16 protein-coding genes and 1 tRNA gene are annotated in these 20,554 nt (G+C 49.4%); 6 read left to right on the top strand and 11 right to left on the bottom strand.

Features of this window, described 5'->3' with window-relative positions; genetic code table 11:
* Positions 1-14: 14 nt before the first annotated feature.
* On the bottom strand, positions 15-1,028 hold the full coding sequence (gene tsaD / locus GBAG_RS02435; RefSeq protein ID WP_034493190.1) for a tRNA (adenosine(37)-N6)-threonylcarbamoyltransferase complex transferase subunit TsaD: 1,014 nt from the start codon (positions 1,026-1,028) through the stop codon (positions 15-17).
* Between the two features lie 247 nt (positions 1,029-1,275).
* Between tsaD and rpsU the strand changes: the two genes are divergently transcribed.
* The 3 genes from rpsU to rpoD all read left to right on the top strand — a co-directional run bounded on the left by rpsU (position 1,276) and on the right by rpoD (position 5,395).
* A complete protein-coding gene (rpsU, locus tag GBAG_RS02430; protein ID WP_001144069.1) occupies positions 1,276-1,491 on the top strand; it encodes a 30S ribosomal protein S21 in 216 nt (71 codons plus the stop codon).
* Positions 1,492-1,657: 166 nt separating this feature from the next.
* Positions 1,658-3,403, top strand: a complete 1,746-nt coding sequence (gene dnaG / locus GBAG_RS02425; RefSeq protein WP_034493188.1) for a DNA primase — start codon at positions 1,658-1,660, stop codon at positions 3,401-3,403.
* Between the two features lie 153 nt (positions 3,404-3,556).
* The gene (gene rpoD / locus GBAG_RS02420; RefSeq protein ID WP_034493187.1) at positions 3,557-5,395 is read left to right on the top strand and encodes an RNA polymerase sigma factor RpoD; all 1,839 of its coding nucleotides are present in this window, start codon (positions 3,557-3,559) and stop codon (positions 5,393-5,395) included.
* Positions 5,396-5,456: 61 nt separating this feature from the next.
* Here the strand turns inward: rpoD and mug are convergent, their stop codons facing one another.
* Positions 5,457-5,963: a G/U mismatch-specific DNA glycosylase gene (mug, locus tag GBAG_RS02415; RefSeq protein WP_034493185.1), complete on the bottom strand. Its 507-nt coding sequence runs from the start codon at positions 5,961-5,963 to the stop codon at positions 5,457-5,459.
* Between the two features lie 126 nt (positions 5,964-6,089).
* Between mug and GBAG_RS02410 the strand changes: the two genes are divergently transcribed.
* A tRNA-Ile gene (locus GBAG_RS02410) sits at positions 6,090-6,165 on the top strand.
* A 218-nt stretch (positions 6,166-6,383) separates the two neighbouring features.
* Here GBAG_RS02410 and GBAG_RS02405 read toward each other — a convergent pair.
* The 4 genes from GBAG_RS02405 to GBAG_RS02390 all read right to left on the bottom strand — a co-directional run bounded on the left by GBAG_RS02405 (position 6,384) and on the right by GBAG_RS02390 (position 13,950).
* Positions 6,384-6,680: a hypothetical protein gene (locus tag GBAG_RS02405; protein ID WP_034493183.1), complete on the bottom strand. Its 297-nt coding sequence runs from the start codon at positions 6,678-6,680 to the stop codon at positions 6,384-6,386.
* 363 nt (positions 6,681-7,043) lie between these two features.
* Entirely contained in the window at positions 7,044-10,292 is a 3,249-nt protein-coding gene (locus GBAG_RS02400; RefSeq protein WP_034493181.1) for a type I restriction endonuclease subunit R, read from the bottom strand.
* Positions 10,289-11,608, bottom strand: a complete 1,320-nt coding sequence (locus tag GBAG_RS02395; protein ID WP_034493179.1) for a restriction endonuclease subunit S — start codon at positions 11,606-11,608, stop codon at positions 10,289-10,291. Before GBAG_RS02395 ends, GBAG_RS02400 begins: the two co-directional genes overlap by 4 nt.
* Positions 11,608-13,950 carry a type I restriction-modification system subunit M gene (locus GBAG_RS02390; RefSeq protein ID WP_034493177.1) on the bottom strand — a complete coding sequence of 781 codons (2,343 nt, stop codon included), beginning with the start codon at positions 13,948-13,950 and terminating at the stop codon, positions 11,608-11,610. Before GBAG_RS02390 ends, GBAG_RS02395 begins: the two co-directional genes overlap by 1 nt.
* 296 nt (positions 13,951-14,246) lie before the next feature.
* On the opposite strand from GBAG_RS02390, the gene GBAG_RS02385 reads away from it, so the two are divergent.
* Both GBAG_RS02385 and nepI read left to right on the top strand, forming a co-directional pair.
* On the top strand, positions 14,247-14,960 hold the full coding sequence (locus tag GBAG_RS02385) for a DUF2461 domain-containing protein (protein ID WP_034493174.1): 714 nt from the start codon (positions 14,247-14,249) through the stop codon (positions 14,958-14,960).
* A gap of 104 nt (positions 14,961-15,064) precedes the next feature.
* The gene (gene nepI, locus GBAG_RS02380; RefSeq protein ID WP_034493172.1) at positions 15,065-16,249 is read left to right on the top strand and encodes a purine ribonucleoside efflux pump NepI; all 1,185 of its coding nucleotides are present in this window, start codon (positions 15,065-15,067) and stop codon (positions 16,247-16,249) included.
* A 37-nt stretch (positions 16,250-16,286) separates the two neighbouring features.
* Here nepI and tauD read toward each other — a convergent pair whose 3' ends face one another.
* The 5 genes from tauD to GBAG_RS02355 all read right to left on the bottom strand — a co-directional run bounded on the left by tauD (position 16,287) and on the right by GBAG_RS02355 (position 20,388).
* Complete coding sequence (tauD, locus tag GBAG_RS02375) at positions 16,287-17,135, bottom strand: taurine dioxygenase (RefSeq protein ID WP_034493169.1); 849 nt, start codon at positions 17,133-17,135, stop codon at positions 16,287-16,289.
* The gene (gene tauC, locus GBAG_RS02370; protein WP_034493167.1) at positions 17,132-17,959 is read right to left on the bottom strand and encodes a taurine ABC transporter permease TauC; all 828 of its coding nucleotides are present in this window, start codon (positions 17,957-17,959) and stop codon (positions 17,132-17,134) included. The genes tauD and tauC overlap by 4 nt, the downstream gene beginning before the upstream one ends.
* On the bottom strand, positions 17,956-18,723 hold the full coding sequence (tauB, locus tag GBAG_RS02365) for a taurine ABC transporter ATP-binding subunit (protein ID WP_034493166.1): 768 nt from the start codon (positions 18,721-18,723) through the stop codon (positions 17,956-17,958). The genes tauC and tauB overlap by 4 nt, the downstream gene beginning before the upstream one ends.
* A gap of 10 nt (positions 18,724-18,733) precedes the next feature.
* Positions 18,734-19,708 carry a taurine ABC transporter substrate-binding protein gene (gene tauA / locus GBAG_RS02360; protein ID WP_034493165.1) on the bottom strand — a complete coding sequence of 325 codons (975 nt, stop codon included), beginning with the start codon at positions 19,706-19,708 and terminating at the stop codon, positions 18,734-18,736.
* A gap of 206 nt (positions 19,709-19,914) precedes the next feature.
* The gene (locus GBAG_RS02355; protein ID WP_034493164.1) at positions 19,915-20,388 is read right to left on the bottom strand and encodes a VOC family protein; all 474 of its coding nucleotides are present in this window, start codon (positions 20,386-20,388) and stop codon (positions 19,915-19,917) included.
* Positions 20,389-20,554: the final 166 nt, after the last annotated feature.

Genomic DNA, 20,554 nt, shown 5'->3' with positions numbered 1-20,554 from the left:
ACTCTACAAAGTTATTACGCTGCAGGTAACTCTGCCAGCGGCCAGCGTGGACGCACCGTCACACTCAGCTCTCCTGCCGTTCCTGCTTTAAGTCGAATCATGCCCGCATAGGCAATCATCGCGCCATTGTCGGTGCAGAACTCAGGACGCGCGTAGAACACTTCACCCCGGCGCTTTGTCATCATTTCTTCCATGCGCACACGCAGAGTGCGGTTAGCACTTACGCCACCCGCCATCACCAGACGTTTAAAACCGGTTTGATCCAGAGCGCGTTTGCACTTGATCATCAGCGTATCAACGACCGCGTCTTCAAATGCGCGAGCGATATCGGCACGGGTTTGCGGGTCGGCATCATTGCCACGAATAGTGTTCGCCGCAAAAGTTTTCAGGCCAGAGAAGCTGAAATCAAGACCAGGACGATCTGTCATTGGACGAGGAAAAACAAAACGACCTGCTGCACCCTGAGCCGCCATTTTTGACAGCATTGGCCCACCAGGATAATCCAACCCCAACAGTTTGGCTGTCTTATCAAAGGCTTCACCGGCAGCGTCATCAATTGATTCGCCCAGCAGTTCGTACTGACCGATACCAGTGACGCTAATCAACTGTGTGTGCCCGCCGGAGACCAGCAGTGCCACAAACGGGAACTCAGGTGGATTGTCTTCCAGCATCGGCGCTAATAAATGCCCTTCCATATGATGAACCGGCACGGCAGGAACATCCCAGGCAAACGCCAGCGAGCGGCCAATTGTTGCGCCCACTAATAACGCTCCGACCAAACCTGGCCCTGCGGTATAGGCGACACCGTCAATATCTTTAGCGGTTATTCCGGCTTCTTTAAGAGCCGCCTGAATCAATGGCACGGTTTTACGCACATGGTCACGGGAGGCAAGCTCCGGCACCACGCCGCCGTAGTCAGCGTGTAATTTCACCTGACTATACAATTGATTAGCTAATAACCCATTTTCATCGTCATAAATGGCGATGCCGGTTTCATCACAGGATGTCTCTATACCCAATACGCGCATGGCTTTCTCTACCTCACAGTCTTGCGGCGAAGTTTATGCTTACGGGCTGTCAATGTAAAACTTTGCTCACCTATTGGCCGCAGGTGGTGTATAATCCGCACCCCTGGAAGATTCCGGCCTTAAAAGCCAGGTTTCTGGTTGTCCGGTGCTTTACAAAGCAGCAGTAGTTGCAGTAAAATTCCGCACCATTTTGAAATAGCTGACGCCTAAGTCAGCGGCAAACCGAATTTATCAAAGGTGAGAGTTAATGCCGGTAATTAAAGTACGTGAAAACGAGCCATTCGACGTAGCACTGCGTCGCTTCAAGCGTTCTTGTGAGAAAGCAGGTGTTCTGGCGGAAGTTCGTCGTCGTGAGTTCTATGAAAAACCGACTACCGAACGTAAACGCGCTAAAGCTTCTGCTGTGAAACGTCACGCTAAGAAACTGGCTCGCGAAAACGCACGCCGCACTCGTCTGTACTAATATCCTGGAGGTTCGCACCTCCGGAACAGACCAGTAGTAGTTGTAAAGGCCGTGCTTCCGAAAGGAATGCGCGGCTTATTTTCGTTCATGAACTGACATACTTCCTGCTCTTTCAATTTGCAGCTTCATCGCAAAACAGAAAGAAAGCGAGTACCAAACGGGGCCTATGGCTGGACGAATTCCACGTGTATTCATCAATGACTTGCTGGCTCGCACCGACATCATCGATCTCATCGATGCGCGTGTTAAGCTCAAAAAGCAGGGCAAGAACTATCATGCGTGCTGTCCGTTCCATAACGAAAAAACCCCCTCTTTCACCGTAAACGGTGAGAAACAGTTTTACCATTGCTTCGGCTGTGGGGCACACGGCAACGCCATCGATTTTTTAATGAACTATGACAAGCTTGAGTTTGTCGAAAGCGTTGAAGAATTGTCAGCAATGCACAATCTCGAAGTGCCTTACGAAGCGGGTAACGGACCGAGCCAGATTGAGCGTCATCAACGGCAAAGTCTTTATCAATTGATGGATGGCCTGAACGCCTTTTATCAGCAATCCCTGGCTCAACAATCAGCTGAACCTGCTCGCCAGTACCTGGCACAGCGCGGTTTAAGTTCTGAGGTTATTCAACACTTCGCCATCGGCTATGCCCCTCCCGGTTGGGATAACGTATTAAAGCGTTTTGGTGGCAATAGCGAAAACCGTCAGGCTTTGACGGATGCGGGGATGTTGATTACTAACGATCAGGGGCGCAGTTACGACCGCTTCCGCGAAAGGGTGATGTTCCCCATCCGCGACAAGCGTGGCCGGGTGATTGGTTTTGGTGGCCGTGTGCTGGGCGATGCCCTGCCGAAATACCTGAACTCCCCGGAAACCGATATTTTCCATAAAGGCCGCCAGCTCTATGGCCTGTATGAAGCTCAACAGAGTCAGCCAGAACCGGCTCGTTTGCTGGTTGTGGAAGGCTATATGGATGTGGTGGCGCTGGCGCAATACGGCATTTCTTATGCCGTTGCCTCACTAGGCACCTCAACGACTGCCGACCATATCCAGTTGCTGTTCCGTGTTACCGATACCGTTGTCTGTTGTTATGACGGGGATCGCGCAGGTCGAGACGCCGCATGGCGCGCGCTGGAAACTGCGCTACCTTATATGACGGACGGGCGTCAGTTACGCTTTATGTTCCTGCCGGACGGTGAAGACCCCGATACGCTGGTGCGTAAAGAAGGGAAAGAAGCATTTGAAGCGCGTATGGAACATGCCCAGCCGCTTTCTACGTTTCTTTTTAACAGCCTGATGCCACAGGTTGACTTAAGTTCTCCCGATGGCCGTGCTCGTCTGAGCACCCTTGCATTACCCCTGATAACTCAGGTACCTGGCGAAACACTGCGCATTTATCTGCGTCAGGAACTGGGTAACAAACTGGGTATTCTGGACGATAGCCAGCTTGAAAAGCTGATGCCAAAGCTTGCTGAAAACAGTACGCCGCGCCCGGCTCCACAGCTAAAACGCACAACCATGCGTATACTGATAGGATTGCTGGTCCAAAATCCAGAACTGGCACCCAATGTGCCACCGCTTAGCGGTCTGGAAGAAGCGAAATTGCCAGGATTGAAACTCTTTATCGACCTGGTGAATACCTGTCTGGCGCAACCGGGTTTAACCACCGGGCAGCTTTTAGAGCTATATCGCGGCACAAATGAAGCCGCCACCCTTGAAAAACTCTCTTCATGGGACGATATAGCAGATAAGGACATCGCAGAAAAAACGTTCAATGATGCACTTGAACATATGTTTGATTCGGTGCTGGAGTTGAGATTTGAAGAATTGATGGCACGTTCCAGAACGTCAGGGCTAACGCCTGCGGAACGTGAGGAAGTCCGTGTGATAACACAATCACGCGCGAAAAAGTAAATACCATCGGCTTAACTGCCGAACATTCGTCGGGTAAACCCGAACGCCGCAAGGATGGGCAGCGGCAATAAAATAAGTCAGCCCTCGTTACGTTATTGTTGGCGGTTTCGCCGACCGACACCAACCCTAATACTGAAGTGTGGATACCGTCTTATGGAGCAAAACCCGCAGTCACAGCTTAAACTTCTTGTTACCAAGGGCAAGGAGCAAGGCTATCTGACCTATGCCGAGGTCAATGACCATCTGCCGGAAGATATCGTCGACTCCGATCAGATCGAAGACATCATCCAAATGATCAATGACATGGGCATTCAGGTGATGGAAGAAGCACCTGACGCCGATGACCTGTTGCTTGCTGAAAACTCAAACAACACAGACGAAGATGCGGAAGAAGCTGCCGCACAGGTTCTGTCCAGCGTAGAATCCGAAATCGGGCGTACCACTGACCCGGTTCGCATGTATATGCGTGAAATGGGTACCGTTGAGCTGTTAACCCGTGAGGGTGAAATCGATATCGCTAAGCGTATCGAAGACGGTATCAACCAGGTGCAGTGCTCCGTTGCCGAATATCCGGAAGCGATCACTTATCTGCTTGAGCAGTACGACCGAGTTGAAGCAGAAGAAGCACGTCTGTCTGACTTGATCACCGGATTCGTTGATCCGAATGCAGAAGAAGATCTGGCCCCTACCGCCACTCACATTGGTTCTGAGTTAACCACAGAAGAAAATAGTGATAGTGACGAAGAGGAAGATGACGACGACGACGCGGACGATGACAACAGCATCGACCCTGAACTCGCTCGTGAGAAATTCGGCGAACTGCGCACGCAGTACGAACGCACTCGCGATACCATCAAAGCGAAAGGTCGCGCTCATGCTGATGCTGCCGCTGAGATTCAGCAACTGTCTGAAGTTTTCAAACAGTTCCGCCTGGTACCGAAGCAATTCGATTACCTGGTAAACAGCATGCGCGTCATGATGGACCGTGTTCGTACGCAAGAACGCCTCATCATGAGATTGTGTGTTGAACAGTGCAAAATGCCGAAGAAAAACTTCATCACACTGTTCACCGGCAACGAAACCAGCGAAACTTGGTTCAACGCTGCAATCGCAATGAACAAGCCGTGGTCTGAAAAACTGCATGACGTTGCTGACGACGTGCATCGCAGCTTGCAGAAACTACAGCAAATTGAAGAAGAAACCGGCCTGACCATCGAACAGGTTAAAGATATCAACCGTCGTATGTCCATCGGTGAAGCGAAAGCTCGTCGTGCGAAGAAAGAGATGGTTGAAGCAAACTTACGTCTGGTTATTTCTATCGCCAAGAAATACACCAACCGTGGTCTGCAATTCCTCGACCTGATTCAGGAAGGTAACATCGGCCTGATGAAAGCGGTTGATAAGTTTGAATACCGCCGTGGTTATAAGTTCTCAACTTATGCAACATGGTGGATTCGTCAGGCTATCACTCGCTCTATCGCCGACCAGGCGCGTACCATCCGTATTCCGGTGCATATGATTGAGACTATCAACAAACTCAACCGTATTTCGCGCCAGATGCTGCAAGAGATGGGCCGCGAGCCAACGCCGGAAGAGCTGGCTGAACGCATGCTGATGCCGGAAGACAAAATCCGCAAAGTGCTGAAAATTGCTAAAGAGCCAATCTCCATGGAAACGCCAATCGGCGACGATGAAGATTCGCATCTGGGTGATTTCATCGAGGATACTACCCTCGAGCTGCCGCTGGATTCTGCAACTTCTGAGAGCCTGCGTAATGCAACGCACGACGTTCTGGCTGGCCTGACTGCGCGTGAAGCGAAAGTCCTGCGCATGCGTTTCGGTATCGACATGAATACCGACCATACGCTGGAAGAAGTGGGTAAACAGTTCGACGTAACCCGCGAACGTATCCGTCAGATTGAAGCGAAGGCATTGCGCAAACTGCGCCACCCGAGCCGCTCTGAAGTTCTGCGTAGCTTCCTGGACGACTAATCACATCGCCCTTCTAAAAGCCCTCCTCGTGAGGGCTTTTTTATATCTGCAACTCTGCAGACTACCTACCTCTGGCCTTAAGCGAAAGATCCAACGCTCGATAAGACTCAACCAGATTATCAAGAGTGGCTCGGTTCAAACCGCTGGGATTAGGCAAAATCCACACTTCAGTATCCCCAATGCTAATATCCTGTCTTCCCCATTTCGCCCCACGCTGGCTAAAGGCTTGCTCAAACGCCTGCTTACCCAACACGGCAAGAGCCATCGGCTGATAATCCTGCATTTTAGTCACCAGCTCACGCGCACCAGAGCGAAGCTCTTGCAGCTTAACTTCGCTTGCCTGAACCGTCGGTCGTTCGACTAACATCGTGATACCACAGCGCGTATCAAGCAAATGCTGCTCTTCTTCAGGTTTGAGTTGTCGATCGGTAAAGCCAGCTAGATGTATCACCTTCCAGAAGCGGTTCCCGGGATGCGCAAAGTGGAATCCCGTATGCGCTGATGACCTACCTGGATTAATGCCGCAAAACACAACCCGCAATCCGGGTTGCAGGATATCGCTAATCATTACATTTCCTATAGTGATAGATTAAGAAGCAAACATAAGGGATTGATTCATCATTGTTTATAAAAACAGCAGATGTCACGCAATGACTGGATTGAAGCCCAAAGTTACATTATAATCCTGCGCCACGGCCCCTTAGCTCAGTGGTTAGAGCAGGCGACTCATAATCGCTTGGTCGCTGGTTCAAGTCCAGCAGGGGCCACCAAATAAAACAAGGATTTACGCTAAAAACGTGAGTCCTTTGTTATTTCTGGGGATACTCCGGGGATACTTCAAAAAAGTAAACACAATGGTTAAATAAAAACCATTTTTCATATTCTTACAGTGACATTTTTAAAAGCTGAACTACCAGTACTGGTGGCCTGAGTCTTTTACAGGTTGGAATTTTTGGCCTCAACTGCTGGCAGACTCGAAAAGATATAATTATTTTGTTTTCTTCCAAGTGCGCGGGCTGGTGACACCGGATAACCCCGCAAGCACAGAGCCGTAGACTAGAACGCCGCTGGTTTTCCCTTTGGGCTTTTTGGTCTTGTTGGCTTTTTTGCTAATCATCCCCACAGCGTCTTTAATTTCTTCTCGCCGCCGCCTGATAATGGCTAGAGCCTCCTCAAAGGATATGCCGTCTCGCGCCGCTAGCTCCCTGGCTTTCATCCTAAGCCTTGCCTCTCTGTAGGCTTGCATTTTCCCCGCCATATCTGCCGAGTCAGGTTTCCTTCCCATAACTATTCCCCTCTTTGCTGGTGGAATTTTGCAGAAAAGTTTAGCGCTTAAAGCTGTAAACGGTAGTTTTCCCCGCCTTGATGCAGCTGATTTATCCAAATCAGGCGGGATTACGCCCCAACTACGGTTACACACTACAAGGAATACATGCACCGAAATTAGCCGTTAAAACTGTGGTGATAGAAAAAAACCAGATACTAAATTGGTCCTAAAAACTGTTCCTGATACCGCTACACTTTTCCCAGCCCATTTATTCATACGGGGAATGGGCTGATGGTTTCGGGTCTGCCACTGCAGATGGGGGTACATTTTACCGGTGTTCCATTCCCGACAATGCATCCCCACTCCTGGCCAGCTAAAAAACTATGCCCCTTTCAACATATCAAACACTACCCGCGCAAACCCTTTTGCCAGTTCTGGGTTAGACAGGTACTGCATCATCATCTCTTGCTGGGCGTCGTTGCTGTCCATCACAGCGTCATCAATCGCTTTAGGGAGATCCCCCAGCATGGCTTGCTCACGGGTGTTATTGGCAATCTGCGTCATGACAGCCTGGTTTTCCGATAACTTGTCGCGCACGGTCAAGGCATAGTTGATCATGTCTTTGTCGCTGAGGTTATCAGTAATAAACAGGTCGTTCAGGCGTAACAAAATATTCGACAGAAACTCTTCTTTCTTATCCTTCGGCTTGGCTGTACCAATGTCATTGCCCGGCTCGATTTTGTACTCTTCGGCATCTTCCTGAAGCTTGAGATGCTGCTCGTGGAGTTTTGATAAGCGGTAATGGCTCATCTCCACATTGCTTAAATCAATCTCGTCTTCTTCAATGCGCTGCTCATGCAGTAACGGACGCAAATGGCGGGCTAACAGGCTGAGTTTTTCCAGTTCTTTGTCATCGTACTCAACGATTTGCGACATAAACTCATAGAAGCGTACAAAACTGCCGAGATCTTTCTTGAAGATATCCAGCTTGTCTTTCTCTTGTTTGCAGTCTTTGAAGCTGTTTTCCGCGTTGGTGATAAGCACGGTATCGTTAGTCTTTTTCGTGCGTTCAAAGATTTCTTTTGCCAGCTTATAAGCCTCAACAGCGGAGGTATAACGCTTCTTCCAGCGCTCAACGGCAGGTTTGCAGATATTGCTTATCGCGGCGTTAGATTTGTTTTTAGTGAAGAAGGCGTCACAGAATTGCTCGACTTCATTCCACTGGAAAATACCGCTGGTGCGCAGCTTCTGGAACAGCTCAAAGACCAGTTGTGGATCGCTGACATCGGTCAGTTCTGCTGTTTGGTAGTATGGCTGGAATGCGCCCAGAACTTCCTCGGGTTCGTTCCAGAAATCAAGTACGAAGGTGCCCGACTGCGCTTTACCCGGATAGGTGCGGTTCAAACGAGATAACGTCTGTACGCACTCCACGCCACCCAGTTTTTTATCCACATACATGGCACACAACTTCGGTTGGTCAAAACCGGTCTGGAACTTATTCGCCACCAGCATTACCTGATAATCATCGCTATCGAAGGCTTTGCGCATATCCCGGCCTTTCAGTCCTGGATTCATATTGGTTTCGGTAAACTTCTTATTCAGCAGCGCTAGGCCGTTAGGATCACTTTCGAAGAATTCTACTTCGCCAGAAAACGCGACCATAGCTTTAATCTTCGGGTAGTTGTTCTCCGCAATGTATTTATCAAATGCCAGTTTGTAGCGCACCGCGGCTTTGCGAGAACTGGTGACGACCATTGCCTTGGCCTGCCCACCCAGTAAATGCATCACATGTTTGCGGTAGTGCTCAACAATCACTTTTACTTTTTGCGACACGTTGTGTTCGTGCAGCACGACCCACTGGTTCAGTTTGATTTTGGCTTTTTTGCTGTCCACTTCCCGGTCAGGGTCATCCAGTTTTTGCAGCAACTTATACGCCACTTTGTAGTTGGTGTAGTTCTTCAGCACATCAAGAATAAAGCCTTCTTCGATGGCCTGGCGCATGGAGTAAACGTGGAAAGCTTCCGGTTTATTGGTTTTTGATGCGGGTTCGAGAGGATTAGGACGGCGGCCAAACAGCTCCAGAGTTTTAGCTTTTGGCGTGGCGGTAAACGCATAGTAGTTAAGATTGCTGCTGTTTTTACGTGCGGCGATGGTCGCATCCAGAATATCTTCCGACGACAACACTACATCGTCATCCACTTCCTCAGACATCAGCACTTCTTTAAGCTGGCGTGCCGTCGCTCCGCTTTGCGATGAGTGCGCTTCATCGGCGATGACCGCATATTTACGCTGTTTGAGGCTAAGACTATTTTCGATGGATTTAAGTAAATTTGGGAAGGTCTGAATCGTCACGATGATTATTGGCTGCGAGTTTTCCAGCGCGCTGGCGAGCTTTTCTGATTTTGAGCCATCGCCTTCTTTATTGTTAATGCGCCCGACAACACCATCCGCATGTTCAAACTGGTAAATGGTGTCCTGGAGTTGGTCATCCAGCACGGTGCGGTCAGTGACCACAATGACCGAATGGAATTGCTTCTCGCCTTTCCCATCATAGAGACGGGAAAGCTGGTGGGCAGTCCATGCGATAGAGTTAGATTTACCGGAACCGGCGCTGTGTTGAATCAAGTATTTATGGCCAGTGCCTTCTACCGCAGCGGCGCTAATCAGTTTATTCACCACATCCCACTGATGGTAACGCGGGAAGATCAGGCTTTCTTTTTTAACTTTCAGCCCATTCCAGTCCTCTTTCTCTTCGATTTGCAGGTGCACAAAACTGGCAAGGATTTTCAGCAGGTTGTCTGGCAGCAGAACTTCATTCCACAAATAGCTGGTGGCGTATTCGTTTGCATTCTCGGGCGTTGCGTTACCCGCGCCGCCTTCTTTGGTGCCTTTGTTAAACGGCAGGAAAAAGGTGTCATCCCCCGTCAGTTTGGTGGCCATAAACACTTCATACTGGCTGACGGCAAAATGCACCAGTGCGCCACGTTTGAAGGTGAGCAGCGGCTCAGGCTTGTTGGTTAGCGGGTCTTTCGGCAAACGCGTTTTCTTATATTGTTTGATCGCGTTATGTACCGCTTGCTTGAATTCTGATTTCAGCTCAAGCGTGGCAATCGGCAGGCCGTTGATAAACAGCACCAGATCGATACGCCATTTCTTGGCTACTGAACCCGCTTCATCCAATGCCGCTTTGGTGGCATACGGGCTGTAAACCAGTTCCGGCACCACACGGCAGATATTCTGTTTATAGCGCGCCAGAGTTTCCGGGTTGAGATTATGCTCGGGTTTAAACTGGCATAGCGAAAAACGGGCATTGTGGCTTTTGATACCGTGACGCAATACGCCCAGCGTGCCGTAAGTGCGCGATAGCTGGTCTGTGGCGTTGTTATCGGCTTTTTTAAGTTGGGCCACCAGCAAGTCAAGGAAATGGCGCTCGGTATCGCTGGGGTAAATCTTAGAAAATTTTTCCCACTCCAGCGGCTGAGTATTTTGCACAAAGGCGATGACATCCTGCGAGTACAAGGCACGTTCGCGGTCGTAGCCATCAGCTTTGCCACGAGTCCAGCCTTTATCTTCCATCTGAGCTATCATTTCATCCTGGAAAATGAGCTCTTTGGTGGTGTCCATACTCATGCGGTAGCCTCCTGTGATTCCTCAACTTCGCTGGTGTCTGGTGCAACCCAATCGCGTACATCGATTTTGCCGGTGACAGCTGCGGAGATAAGGGCGGTGCGGCGTTCCTGGAGAAATCTTACTTGTTGATATTGCTTCTCAAGCAAATTGTCTAGTTTAAAAGTAATACTATCTAGATATGCTGCAATAGCTTCTGACTCTTCATATGACCAAGTTGGTACAGGCAGTTGACCAATAAAATCCCAATTTGCCCTTGGCATTTTAGAACCGTATGTAGAGGAATCTACTTGTTTAATAAATTCGTTCGTCAAAAGGTAATAATTTAAAAACTTAGGATGCAATACCCTAGTATGCAAGACTAAAAACTCAGAAGAACATACACCCGAGAATGTGGCTAACCAAGACTTCGCCAAATAAGGGCGTAGTTTCCCAAAAAGAACATCACCACAACCAAATGAAATTGAAGCACCTTCAGGAATTAATTCATCTTTAGTCAAGAACTGCCCAGTGCCGCTTGAGATATTTTCCATGCCAACATACTGACTATTATTATCAATTAATTTTACCGTCTTCAAAAACACGAGATATTTTAATTTAGTTAGACTGCAACATCCCGATATTAATCCCAACCACTCAACACCAGAGTCTTTCATCGGCACATCAGGGTTTAGCCCTTTAGTCACAGCATGGCTAATCACTGCCTGACGTTTTTCTTTTAGCAGTTCAATCAGTTGCTGCTGCTTCTCGATCAGGTTATCGATTTTTGCGGTGTCGTGATCGAGGAAACTATATATTTTTGCCTGTTCAGACTTAGTAGGCAGCAGCAATTCAATTTTTCTGAACTCATCAGGGTCTAAATCCCATTGATTTACCCGTATGCCCTTAGAACGACTTAAATATTGGGTAACATAAATTGGATTACGCAACAAATAATGAACATATCGTGGATGAGCCAATTCAAAAAGAATTTTGTTTGGTTGGTAAACAAAATAAGCAGGGCTAACAATCCCTTCACATTCCGAAATCGCAATGGAGCCTTGCCAGGCCTTCATTTTATTCATTACCAAATCATTATGTCGCACTAATTGATAAGGTGATAAATCCTCTGACGGTTTGTTATTATTATCACCTCTGCTAGATTTAGGTATCACACCATAGTCTCGATAAACAGATAATAATTCTTTCTCTGTATAACCGGTACGCTTAGTCCTAGAAAACAATCTAGATATAGCTATAGTTTTCCAGTGATTAGGCACGTCCCCCAACCACTCAACCCCAGAATCCTTATATTCCGGATACGCCTTATATTTAGTCATCAGGAGTGTACCTCCTGCAGCAGCTTCATAATCTCAGAGCTTACGGCATCCAGATCGGCATCAATGTCTTCCAGCGGGCGAGGTGGCTGATAAATATAGAAATGACGGTTAAATGGAATTTCATAACCAACTATCCCCACTTCGCTGTCTTTGGCATCGCGCTTATCGGCGTTGATCCAGGCATCGGGAACATGCGGTAAGACTTCGGCTTTAAAGTAGTTCTCAATCAGAACGCTGGTGGCAATAGCAGGGTTTAGTGGCACATTTTCGTTATCACGCAGATCGCCATCCTGCTCGAACTCCACCACTTTTCCCAGGTATTCATACGATCCATATAGTGGTTGGGCGGTTTCTTTCAGCACCTTTTTCACTACCGGTTCGGCGGCTGGGTTTTTCGTGGTGATGGAGTCGATAAACTGTTTGTTCTCTTTGGTATCCAGCTTAACGCCAGCGGTTTTAATCGCACCTTTGAGTGTTAACTGGAACTCATTAAAGTCATCACTCACTTGCGCTTGACCACCAGCCTTAGCGCCCAACGCCGTCTGGATTTGCTGCGCCTTATTCATCAATGCACGCTGAGCCAGCCACAGTTTGCTATCCAGCAGGTCTTTAATCTGCTTCTCTTTCAGCTCGGCAAATTCAGCTTTGATAATCGCACGGGCTTCAACTTCGATATCAATAAAGTCGCCGTAGTTTTCGTCTTGCCACTGTGCGGAGAACTCTTCGTATAAACGTTCCATCGGTGCATTCAGTGGTTTGGTGGCAAAGCGCAGAGTGGCAATCGCTTCATCGGTCACCTGTGCGGACAAACGCAGCGGGCGCTCAATGGTCAGGCGACGGTAACCAAAATCAGTACTGTTAAAGATTTTGCTGGCGAAGGTTTTCGGTGCTTCGGTTTTGGCAGTTGCAGACTGGCGGCCACGGTTAGATTTTTGCTCCGGCGCTTTCTCCAGCCCCAACTCTTCAAGAGAAGTCGCATCCACCACCTCAAACTCACCAAAGGTACGGGTGATAAGCTTAATATCATCCTCGCCCATCAGATTACGCTTGGAGCCTAAAGACTTACGCATTTTGCCGCACAGATTGGTGCCATCAATCAGCTGAACTTTGCCCTTACGCTCCGGGGCTTTCTTATTCGATAAAATCCATACGTAAGTCGCGATGCCGGTGTTGTAGAACATATCCGTCGGCAGCGCGACAATGCCTTCCAGCAAATCGGCTTCCAGAATATAACGGCGGATTTCGCTCTCACCGCTACCCGCCCCACCGGTAAACAGTGGTGAACCGTTGAGGATAATCCCGATACGCCCACCATTGCTGCTATCACGCATTTTGCTGATTAAGTGCATCAGGAACAGCAGCGAGCCATCAGACACACGCGGCAGGCCAGGACCAAAGCGCCCGTTAAAGCCTTTTTGCTGGTGCTCGTCGTTAATCTCGCCTTCGATTTTTTTCCAGTCCACGCCAAACGGCGGGTTAGAAAGCATGTAGTCGAACTGGTCCTGCGGGAGCTGATCGTTGGAAAGCGTGTTGCCCAGCTTGATGCGGCTAACGTCCTGGCCTTTGATCAGCATATCGGCTTTACAGATGGCGTAAGATTCCGGGTTCAGCTCCTGGCCAAATGCACGCATCACCGCTTTTGGGTTCAGTTCGTGCACGTATTCCATGCCAGAAGAGAGGAAGCCACCGGTACCGGCGGTCGGGTCGTAAATGGTGCGGATGATGCCGTCTTTCGACAACGCTTCATCATCTTCCATAAACACCAGCGAAGTGGTTAAGCGCACGATATCGCGTGGGGTAAAGTGCTCCCCGGCCGTCTCGTTTGAACTCTCAGCAAAACGGCGGATTAACTCTTCAAACACCAGGCCCATTTCATGATTAGAAATGGCTTTCGGGCTCAGGTCGGTAGTCGCGAATTTTTTAACGATTTTAAACAGCAGGTTTGCATCATCCAGCAGGCCTATAAATTCGCTGAATTTGAAGTACTCAAAGATTTCACGCGCATCCTTTGAGAAACATTGAATATAGTTTTCCAGGTTTTCTTTAATGTCATTCTGCCCCATTTTATCGAGATCCATCGGTGAGGTATTAAAGAATGATAAGCCTTTGGTTGCACGTAATAGAAACTTCTCTCGCCCTTCTTCCGGTAATGGGCTGGCCTTCAGCTTCTGTGCTTCCTCAACCACCGCATCTTTGCTGAGTGCCAAAACACACTCAAGTCGGCGTAGCAAAGTAAAAGGAAGAATTACGCGCCCATACTGGGACTGCTTAAAATCACCACGAAGCAAATCAGCGACTGACCAAATAAAGGCAGCCGTTTGAGAAAAATTAATATTAGACATTAATGAAGCCGGGAATGTGAAGAATAGATGCGCTTACATATAAGTCATTTTATATCTCACTACATTGATTTATATCGTTTTGAAAAAGATTTCTCGAAGGTATTTTTGAAGTAATGAAATAAAATGAAATAATTTTTTCATTATTAATATAAATACATAATGAATTAGCCAATAAACAATAAATTAAAATTATTTAATAAATTAAAAACCTACTAACTGATTCAAATCATCAGTATTTAGAATACTAAGACTCTGCTAACATCCGTACTATTGCTACTAATAAAGGTTCATCGGTAATGGCGACTAAAACACTTAAAACTCCAAATTTGGCAGGTACTACTTTTAGCCCGGAAAGCCTGCAATTCCTGAACAAGCTCGCGCAAAACAATTCGCGTGATTGGTTTAAAGACCATCAGGATGAATACGAGCATGTTGTCAGAACCCCTGCCCTGCGGTTTATCGAGCAGATGCAGCCCGGTATTCTTGCCATTTCATCGAAGCTCACTGCCGTGCCGAAAAAAGTCGGTGGCAGTCTTATGCGCCCTCAGCGGGACAGCCGTTTCAGCAAAGATAAAACACCCTACAAAACTAATGTTGGCATCCAGTTTCGTCATTTCCAGGGGAAGGATGTCCATGCCCCAGGATTTTATCTGCATATTGCTGAGGAAGGTTGCTTTATTGCCGCGGGTATCTGGCATCCGGAGTCAAAAGCTTTAAATGCAATTAGAGCCTGTATTGATGAAAATCCTAACGCGTATCAAAAGGCGTTAAAAACACTGCAAGACCATGGTTTTATCATGGATGGGGATAGTTTAATTCGCCCGCCAAAGGGTTATGAAAAAACGCATCCCCTATTAACTGAATTGAAACGTAAAGACTTTATCGCCGTCAAAAATATCGATTTTGAAGAGCTATGCAAACCAGGTGCTATCAATTTTTGCACTGAGCAATTTCAGTTTTGTGCACCGCTGATGGCATATCTGTGTTTTGCCCTTGAGCTGGATTTTTAGATGACTGCGAAAAAGTTGCCAAAACGTTAAATGCGTCACACTTACGGTGCTACACTACGCGGCTAAATTGAAAATCGTGCCGGGTGGAAAAATGAGTGAGCATAATGAGTGAGCATATAGATGGGATAAACGAACCGAGGGCCGTCACGCGGCCTAATTGGTCAGCGGTATTTGCCGTAGCATTTTGCGTGGCATGTTTGATTACCGTGGAGTTTTTGCCTGTCAGTCTGCTAACACCAATGGCACAAGAACTGGGAATATCCGAAGGTGTTGCCGGGCAATCCGTTACGGTCACCGCTTTTGTCGCGATGTTTGCCAGTCTCTTTGTCACAAGCGTTATTCGTTCAACCGACCGCCGCTTTGTGGTGTTTCTGTTTGCCATCCTGCTGACCCTCTCCTGCCTGTTGGTTTCGTTTGCTGAAAACTTCACGATGCTGTTGATTGGCCGCGCCTGTCTGGGGGTTGCGCTAGGTGGTTTTTGGGCGATGTCTGCCTCCTTAACTATGCGTCTGGTTCCAGCGCGCACGGTGCCAAAGGCGCTGTCGGTTATCTTTGGCGCGGTGTCCATCGCGCTGGTGATCGCCGCCCCGTTAGGTAGTTTCCTGGGGGGGATTATCGGCTGGCGTAATGTATTTAACGGCGCTGCGTTGATGGGTGTGGCCTGCATTATTTGGGTATGGAAAGCGCTACCGTCGCTGCCTGGCGAAACGACGCAAAAGAAGCAAAATATGTTTGGCCTGCTTAAACGCCCTGGCGTGCTGGCAGGTATGGCCGCTATTTTTACTGCTTTTGCAGGCCAGTTTGCCTTCTTCACTTATATTCGCCCTGTTTATACGACGCTGGCCGGATTCGACGTCGACGGTCTAACGCTGGTGCTGTTAAGTTTTGGTATCGCTAGTTTTGTCGGCACTTCACTTTCAGCAGTATTTCTCAGACGCTCGCTGAAAGCGGCTCTGGCTATCGCACCGCTGATTCTGGCATTGAGCGCAATCACGCTGGTATTGTGGGGTTCGGATAAAATTGTTGCTTCTGCTATCGCCATTATCTGGGGCTTCGCCTTTGCTCTGATTCCAGTTGGATGGTCAACCTGGATCACCCGCTCACTTTCGGATCAGGCAGAAAAAGCAGGGTCGATTCAGGTCGCTGTCATTCAACTGGCAAATACCTGTGGTGCCGCGATTGGCGGCCTGGCGTTGGATAATCTCGGCCTGCTTTCACCATTAGTCCTGTCAGGCAGTTTAATGTTGTTAACAGCATTGTTAGTCGCCACGAAAGTGCGCGTGAAGTAAGGATTTTGGGTGGCGCATTGCCACCCTGAAAATCGCATTATCCGCGCCAGAAAGGCTTGTCCCCTAAAATCGTCGCACGATGCATGATGCGTCGAGCCGGAAGATAATCGGCGTTCGCATAATGCTGCGTGACTCGGTTATCCCAGATGGCAATGTCATTTTCCTGCCAACGCCAGCGCACCTGGAACTCGGGTTTTGTAATATGCGCGAAAAGGAATGAGAGCAGCGCATCACTCTCTTTTTGAGAGAGGTCGACAATCCGCGTTGTGAATCCTTCATTCACAAACAGCGCCTGCTTGCCACTTACCGGATGTGTTCGAATCACCGGATGCAGTAGCGGAGGATTTTTGACTACGGCTTCGCGCCAGCGCTGATGCTCTTCTTCGCTATCGAGATGTTTATACTCCGGGAATGATTTGCGGAAATCATGTTCTGCCTTCAGCCCTGAGAGCAAGCGCTTGAACGGTTCTGAAAGTGCCTCGAATGCGGCAATGCCACTGGTCCACAATGTATCACCACCAAATTCTGGCAACTGTTTTGCTGCCAGTATCGCACCGGCTGGCGGCGTTTCGATAAACGTCACATCGGTGTGCCAGTTATCGTTATCAGGCGGGTTATCGTTGTGCGTATCCAGCACGATAATCTCTTCCACGCCTTGCGCATGCGGATAAACCGGGTGGATATGCAGATCGCCAAACCGCTGCGCCAGTGTACGCTGTTGAGCTGGCGTAATCGGCTGGTCGCGCAGGAACAACACCTGATGGCGGATTAACGCGTGATAAATCTGCTCAAACTGGTTATCGGTCAAACCGCGGCTCAGCGTGACACCAGTCACCTGCGCGCCAATGTATGGCCCCAACGGCAAAATATTCACTTTTTCACTCATTGCCCTTCTCCATGCCATGGGGTTAAGCGGCGCTGCAAGGCGCGTAAACCCAGTTCTAAACAAAATGCGATAACTGCAATCACGCCGATACCTGCAATCACTACGTCAGTTGCCAGAAATTCACCGGCGGACTGAACCATAAAACCTAATCCACGTGTGGCGGCGATAAGTTCAGCCGCGACCAGGGTTGACCAGCCAACGCCAAGCCCGATACGGAAACCGGTCAGAATTTCTGGCAGCGCGCCGGGTAAAATCACATGCCAGACCACCTGCAGGCGTGATGCGCCTAGTGCTTCGGCTGCCCGAACGCGTACCTGTTTCGCACTGCGCACGCCAGCCATCGTTGACATCGCAACCGGCGCGAATATCGCCAGGTAAATCAGCAAGATTTTCGATGTCTCCCCGATGCCAAACCAAATCACCATCAGCGGCAGATAAGCCAGTGGCGGCACCGGGCGATATAACTCAATTAACGGGTCGAGAATGCCGCGCACCGTTGGGCTAAGCCCCATCGCAATGCCGACCGGAATGCCTATCAGCACCGCCGCCAGCAACGCGGTAAGAATGCGCAACAGGCTTGCGGCAAGATGCTGCCAGAGCGTGGCATCCATAAAACCTTGCGGCCCGGCGATGCTAATCAGTTTTGTCAGCACCTGGCCTGGAGGTGGTAAAAACAGCGGGCTAATCCACTGCTCAGCCGCAACCCACCACCACAACAAAATGATGGCGGTGAGCGTCGCAAGGCTTAGCGTAAGCTGGCGCGAGAACGGCCAACGCAATGCCAGCCGAGTGCGGCGGGCTTTATCCTGAATAACGATGCTCATAAAAAGCCCTCGCGTTGTTCAAACACCCGGCTCAGCACGTACTCACGCTTCGCGATAAATTCAGGGTCGGATTTGATGCTGCGGCATGGCTCGCCTTCCGTGAATCGACGGCCAAAATCAAGCGGCAAACGTTCCAGCACGCGCCCAGGCCCAGGAGAAAGCAGCACCAGTTCGGTCGCCAGGAAAACCGCTTCTTCAATATCATGTGTAATCAGCAGCACCTGACGGCGGCTTTCATGCCAGAGTTTTAGTAACAGTGTCTGCATCTGCTCGCGGGTGAATGCATCCAAAGCTCCAAAGGGTTCATCGAGCAATAAAAGTTGCGGACGAGTGGCGAGTGCGCGAGCAATTCCCACGCGCTGGCGCTGCCCGCCAGAGAGTTGCCAGATGGCACGTTTCGCCTTATCTTCCAGACCCACTTTGCGCAACATATCGAGGGCAATTTCCTCACGCTGCGGCCTCGACTGCCCGGCAAGTTGCAGGCCAAACGCGACGTTATCCAGTACCGTGCGCCACGGTAGCAATCCTTCATGCTGGAACACCACACCGCGCTCAGCGCCTGGCCCCGTAACCTGTTTACCCGCAAGCGTAATATTGCCTGAGTGGTAAGGAACAAAACCCGCAATCAGGTTTAGCAGCGTAGTTTTCCCACAACCGGACGGGCCCAGGACCACCATCAACTCGCCCTCGTCCACCGTCAGATTGATATCATTAAGAACGGTTTTTCCGTCGTAATCTGCGCTTAAATGCGAAACCTGTAACATGGCTAACTCCTTACTGCGCCAGCGTTTTCACGAAACGGTCGGTGACGAATTGGCTATAATCCGTTTCCACCGCCGGGACTTTACCCTGCGCTTTCAGGAACTGCGCGGTGTCGACAATCGCTTTATTTACCGGGCCACTGAGCTGCTCAGTTTGCTGGCTGGCGGTGAGGTAGGTATTACCCTTCACCAGTACCGGAACGTCGCTTTCTGGCACGCCACTCAGACGAGAGAGTTTGCTCAGGTTGTCCGGCTGCTTCAGCCATTCATCAGGGTTATCGATATAGCTTTTCTGGGCAGCGAGAGCGCTTTTAGCAAAGGCTTCCACCACTTCCGGATGCTGCTGCGCGAAATCTTTACGCACTACCCAAACATCCAACGTTGGCGCGCCCCATTTGCCCACTTGCGCGGAGTCGGTCAACACAGTGCCATCTTTCTCCAGCTCGTTGACCGCCGGTGCCCAGACATATGCTCCGTCGATATCACCGCGCTGCCAGGCGGCAATTATTGCCGGTGGCTGAAGGTTCAGAATTTCAACCTGGCCGGGTTTTATTCCCCAGTGTTTGAGTGCTGCCAGCAGGCTGTAATGCGTGGTGGAAATGAACGGCACGGCAATACGCTTGCCAATCAAATCTTTCGGGTTGGTGATGCCTTTCTTTACAACCAGCGCTTCGGAGTTACCTAACTGCGAGGCGAGCAGGAACACTTCGATAGGCACTTTTTGGCTTGCTGCCACCGCAAGCGGGCTGGAGCCGATATTGCCAATCTGTACATCGCCCGATGCCAACGCACGCACAACACTTGCGCCGCTGTCGAACTTACGCCATTCCACTTTTGCGCCGCTATCTTTGGCAAAAGCGTTATCAGCCTGCGCGACTTTGGCGGGTTCAGCGGATGTTTGATACGCCACGGTGACATCCACCGCGAAGACCGGCGTTGCGATAAGGGCTAGTGCTGCCAGCCAGAGAGAATGTCGTTTCGCTACCATGATGAGTGCTCCAGTATTTTTGATAGGAGCAGTATTTCTAATGGCGAGAATTAGATAAAAGAATTAAAAATTATCGCTAATGCGTTTATGTTTTTAGATGAATTTTGGGGAAGGATAGTTGGGGGATGGGAATCGAAATGGGGTGGTATTCAGGAGAAAGATACGGGCCAAAAGGCCCGTAGTGATCATGTATTAACTCAGACTTATCAGCTATGTATCGCCGTTTTGATTGCAGCAACGTCTATTTTCTTCATCGTCATCATCGCTTCAAACGCGCGCCTGGCAGTGTCTCCGCCTGTAGCCAAAGCTTCGGTCAGCACGCGCGGGGTGATTTGCCAGCTAATACCCCATTTATCTTTGCACCAGCCGCATTCGCTTTCCTGACCACCGTTGTCGACAATTGCGTTCCAGTAGCGATCCGTTTCTGCCTGATCTTCTGTCGAAATCTGGAAGGAAAAAGCTTCGCTATGTTTGAAATGTGGTCCGCCGTTGAGGCCGATGCATGACACACCCGCAACGACAAACTCGACAACGATTGTGTCTCCAGCTTTTCCATCCGGATAGTCGCCGGGGGCGGGGATAACTGCACCTACGCTGCTGTCTGGAAAGGTTGCAGCATAGAAATGAGCGGCGGCTTCCGCGTCATGGTCGTACCAAAGACAGATAGTATTCTTAGCCATAAGTTAGCCTGCTTGTCATGTTCTCAGTTCCGATAACCGTACCCGCAGTGCCTTATTAGCATTGCGCCTTTTATGTTTTACCACCCATAAGTATGTACCGGATGTGATTCATGTGGCTGAAAGAGGTGTGTTCTGTGCTCTGTATCGCTTAACGGATTTGCATAAA

Source organism: Buttiauxella agrestis ATCC 33320, from assembly GCF_000735355.1.
GTDB lineage: Bacteria > Pseudomonadota > Gammaproteobacteria > Enterobacterales > Enterobacteriaceae > Buttiauxella > Buttiauxella agrestis.
This window is presented reverse-complemented; position numbering and strand designations above follow the sequence as displayed.

Bases quoted from the DNA above. Each gene is read 5' to 3' on its own strand.
- GBAG_RS02385 (WP_034493174.1), top strand. From the start codon at position 14,247: ATGGCGACTAAAACACTTAAAACTCCAAATTTGGCAGGTACTACTTTT.
- GBAG_RS02395 (WP_034493179.1), bottom strand. From the start codon at position 11,608: ATGACTAAATATAAGGCGTATCCGGAATATAAGGATTCTGGGGTTGAG.
- tauA (WP_034493165.1), bottom strand. From the start codon at position 19,708: ATGGTAGCGAAACGACATTCTCTCTGGCTGGCAGCACTAGCCCTTATC.
- tauC (WP_034493167.1), bottom strand. From the start codon at position 17,959: ATGAGCATCGTTATTCAGGATAAAGCCCGCCGCACTCGGCTGGCATTG.
- dnaG (WP_034493188.1), top strand. From the start codon at position 1,658: ATGGCTGGACGAATTCCACGTGTATTCATCAATGACTTGCTGGCTCGC.
- GBAG_RS02400 (WP_034493181.1), bottom strand. From the start codon at position 10,292: ATGAGTATGGACACCACCAAAGAGCTCATTTTCCAGGATGAAATGATA.
- rpsU (WP_001144069.1), top strand. From the start codon at position 1,276: ATGCCGGTAATTAAAGTACGTGAAAACGAGCCATTCGACGTAGCACTG.
- nepI (WP_034493172.1), top strand. From the start codon at position 15,065: ATGAGTGAGCATATAGATGGGATAAACGAACCGAGGGCCGTCACGCGG.
- GBAG_RS02355 (WP_034493164.1), bottom strand. From the start codon at position 20,388: ATGGCTAAGAATACTATCTGTCTTTGGTACGACCATGACGCGGAAGCC.
- mug (WP_034493185.1), bottom strand. From the start codon at position 5,963: ATGATTAGCGATATCCTGCAACCCGGATTGCGGGTTGTGTTTTGCGGC.
- tauB (WP_034493166.1), bottom strand. From the start codon at position 18,723: ATGTTACAGGTTTCGCATTTAAGCGCAGATTACGACGGAAAAACCGTT.
- tsaD (WP_034493190.1), bottom strand. From the start codon at position 1,028: ATGCGCGTATTGGGTATAGAGACATCCTGTGATGAAACCGGCATCGCC.
- GBAG_RS02390 (WP_034493177.1), bottom strand. From the start codon at position 13,950: ATGTCTAATATTAATTTTTCTCAAACGGCTGCCTTTATTTGGTCAGTC.
- tauD (WP_034493169.1), bottom strand. From the start codon at position 17,135: ATGAGTGAAAAAGTGAATATTTTGCCGTTGGGGCCATACATTGGCGCG.
- rpoD (WP_034493187.1), top strand. From the start codon at position 3,557: ATGGAGCAAAACCCGCAGTCACAGCTTAAACTTCTTGTTACCAAGGGC.
- GBAG_RS02405 (WP_034493183.1), bottom strand. From the start codon at position 6,680: ATGGGAAGGAAACCTGACTCGGCAGATATGGCGGGGAAAATGCAAGCC.